The sequence below is a fragment of the Kaarinaea lacus genome, from assembly GCF_975902315.1.
In genome coordinates, this window is the sequence record NZ_CDLKIE010000381.1 from 1 (window position 1) to 3,157 (window position 3,157).

At 43.8% G+C, this 3,157-nt stretch carries 5 protein-coding genes; all 5 read right to left on the reverse strand.

What is annotated here, in order from left to right:
- The coding region (locus tag ACWVCM_RS12240) for a metal ABC transporter ATP-binding protein (protein WP_455202038.1) at positions 1-441 on the reverse strand (441 nt) is incomplete at its 3' end.
- The gene (locus ACWVCM_RS12245; RefSeq protein ID WP_455202039.1) at positions 438-1,292 is read right to left on the reverse strand and encodes a metal ABC transporter solute-binding protein, Zn/Mn family; all 855 of its coding nucleotides are present in this window, start codon (positions 1,290-1,292) and stop codon (positions 438-440) included. The genes ACWVCM_RS12245 and ACWVCM_RS12240, both read right to left, overlap by 4 nt.
- 47 nt (positions 1,293-1,339) lie before the next feature.
- Positions 1,340-1,825 carry a Fur family transcriptional regulator gene (locus ACWVCM_RS12250; RefSeq protein WP_455202040.1) on the reverse strand — a complete coding sequence of 162 codons (486 nt, stop codon included), beginning with the start codon at positions 1,823-1,825 and terminating at the stop codon, positions 1,340-1,342.
- Between the two features lie 148 nt (positions 1,826-1,973).
- Entirely contained in the window at positions 1,974-2,231 is a 258-nt protein-coding gene (locus ACWVCM_RS12255) for a hypothetical protein (protein WP_455202041.1), read from the reverse strand.
- A gap of 411 nt (positions 2,232-2,642) precedes the next feature.
- Positions 2,643-3,157: hypothetical protein (locus ACWVCM_RS12260; protein ID WP_455202042.1), on the reverse strand; the 515-nt coding region annotated here is incomplete at its 5' end.

Consider the following 3,157-nt stretch of genomic DNA (forward strand, 5'->3'; position numbering starts at 1 on the left):
TCTTTGTAACTGACCACCTGACAATGTGCTTAACAGTCGCCCCCTGAGATCTTCAATTTCTGTTTCCCGGAGCGCATCCTGAACACAACGGTAATCCTCATCACTGTACCCGAATATTGTTTTTGAGCTTCCCATCATCCCCAAAAACACAGCGTTTTCCACTGTAATGGGAAATGATCTTTCAAATCCCGCATACTGAGGCACATAGCCTATCGCTGATCGTCCTCGCCGGGTGGATTTACCCAAAACTTTTATGTGACCGGAATCCGGCTGGATCAAATCCAGAATCAGCTTCAGTAATGTACTTTTGCCACCGCCATTGGGCCCAACGATACCCAGGAACTCACCTTCCATCACCTGTAGCGACACATGCTCCAGAATATTCGGTCCATCGAAACTAAAGCTGACATCATTAATGGATATAACCGGCTCTTTACTCATTTAAGGGCTTCCACAAAAAGGTGAGTAGTATGTTTCAAATTATCCAGATAATTTTCAGCTAAGGGATCAACATAAACGATCTTTGCGCCAATATGTTCAGCAATCGTTTTTGCATCACGATCAGAGAATTGTTTCTGTACAAAAATAACCTTCACCTGCTCACGCCGCGCCAATTCAATCAACTGGCTTAATGTTTTTGCACCTGGATGCTTACCTTCCAGCTCAATCGCTATCTGACGCAAACCATATTCATCACCAAAATATCCCCATGACGGATGAAACACCATAAACTGTCTGGCTTTTACTGTTTTAAGTTGCGTTCGTATGTAGTGATCCAGCTGCTCCAGATCATTCACAAAATCTTTATAGTTTTCTTCGTAAAAAACAATATTATCCGGATCGATGGCTATAAACGCGGCCTTGATTGCCAGGGCCAATTGCTTAACAAGGCGCGGATTCAACCAGATATGCGGATCCGTCATGGATGAATGGTTATGACTGTTTTTGTGAGCCTCGGTTTGCGCCGCAAAATTCACGCTATCACTCATCACTCGAAATTCAATGCCATCCGGTAAAGGTATAATCTTCAAATCCGGGTTTACCTGAACAATCGCGTTCATCCACTTACTTTCAAAAGGCACGCCGACAAGAAAATATAATATGGCTTCCTGTAAACGGGATAACTGTTTTGGTTTGGCTTCATAGGTTGCCGGGTTATAACCTGGCTCGACCATCACCACTACATTCGCCTTATTACCCGCAATGCGCTTCACGAAATATTTTTGCGGCAGAATACTCACACCTACCGTCAATGCGGGTTGTGCGCTAACCGGGCCGGCTACCAGCATCATACAAGCCAGCAAGCACTGGACGATACAAATTGAATGGTGAACCCTGCCTAGCTGCATTGCGGGCACAGCCCCTTTAACTCAACCAGCTGCTGCTCAGTGGCAAATCCCAATTGTGCTGCCTGTTCACTTAACAGTTCAGTTATTTTCGGCTCATTAATTTCAGCGACCGCACCGCATGTTTTACAGATCAGGAATTGTCCAATATGCGGTTCACCGGGGCAGCCACAACCCACATAAGCATTAAGCGACTCAATTCGATGTACCAGTCCGGCATTCTGTAAAAACTCCAGGGCGCGATAAACCGTCGGTGGAACTGCTTTGGGATTTTTTACCTGCAACTGCTCCAGAATGTCATAAGCCTTGACAGGGGCATGGCTACCCCACACCAGTTCCAGTACCTGGCGCCTGGCGTCCGTCAGGCGCAAGCCTGATTCATGGCATGCGGCTTCCGCATCCTCTAATGCTGTTTTTACACAGGACGCGTGGTTATGTTGGTGTTTTTTAAATGGAATAAGAACAGAATGATTTTTCATAGCAACACCGGAATTGAAAAAACGCTATGTTATAACATAACATTCCAATGTCGCAATGAGTTTCTGGGAGAGTTTCTAGCCCTTTAATAACAAAGGGTTATGCATAAACATGCATAACCCCTGTCTTCTTACCTAAGCGCGCAATCTATCAAACGTGTCTGGAGCGATGGTCACTAATATGCAGGTGGTTAATCGCGCGCGAAATTCCAGCAACGCGCTGCCTGGTAAATTCCACAACAGGATCAGTACCGTAAATACCCGCGAAAACTGGATAAGTTGCCAGTAACGGAAGTATCGCCAACCAACCAAGCGGTGTAGCACTTGTCAGCATGGTAAATACAATCATTGCGGCACCCAACAGAATACGGTTAAGTCTTTGGCTAACTGTGAGATTTTCGTAGTTCATTATTAAATCCTCCATCCAGTTGAATTATTAACATGCCCCCGTGCAACGTGTTCCTCGTACCACCTGTTAATAATTAAAGCAGTCGCTAATTACTGGGTTCTTAGGAGAATCTTAAAAGTCGCTTAACCGAAAAATATTCAATATGGTCGAGGTTTAAATAAACCTGTATTGATCTTTGTTCGTCAGAATATTGCCAGAATTATCCGCCACACTTATTAATAAGACTTAATGAGAGGTGATTTGAAATGCAGGTACTGGAAAACTTTGTCATTGCAGCAATCGCAAGTGTCGCGTTTATACTTGCTTTTGAGTTATGGGCGACACTTTAAAATTGCATCGGGATAAGAATTTCTTCGGGATGAGTTCACTCATAGCCAAGCGGCACCCAGGAATTGCAAACTGGTGCAGGCGTTACTTTTTCAGAAACTCAAGCTGCGATTCGAAATAAGGACCCCATTCCTGGTCTTTATAAACAGGGTCATTCTTACAGGAATCCAGCGTTAAGAAATAGGTACCCAGGTAAGCGTCTTGCCTGACAATAATTCCACGCTTACCCACCAGACGACCGGTTCTGGTTAGCACTTTTTTGCCGATGTTTTTTCCACTGGGTTTTTTAGTGCTGGATGCACTAACTGCTGCTGATTTTTTAGCAACTGTTTTTTTTGATGTTACCGAAGAAGATTTTTTAACGGACTTTTTCGTAGCTTGCTTTTTTTTTGCCACAGCTTTTTTCTTTGCTGATGCCTTCTTTTTAGTAACAGCTTTCTTTTTCACTGACGCTTTTTTCTTAGCGGCAGACTTCTTTGCTGTGGATTTCTTTTTACTGGTTTTTTTTCGGGCTGCCATGATATTTATTATCGACCTTCTGAAGCGGATGCGTATTGTATCAAACCAATTTTGAATCGTTAAGCTTGTATTCCCAGGAA

What these genes read in the sequence shown, in the direction of transcription:
- ACWVCM_RS12245 (WP_455202039.1), bottom strand. Translation starts at nt 1,292, where the DNA reads ATGATGCTGGTAGCCGGCCCGGTTAGCGCACAACCCGCATTGACGGTA.
- ACWVCM_RS12250 (WP_455202040.1), bottom strand. Translation starts at nt 1,825, where the DNA reads ATGAAAAATCATTCTGTTCTTATTCCATTTAAAAAACACCAACATAAC.
- ACWVCM_RS12255 (WP_455202041.1), bottom strand. Translation starts at nt 2,231, where the DNA reads ATGAACTACGAAAATCTCACAGTTAGCCAAAGACTTAACCGTATTCTG.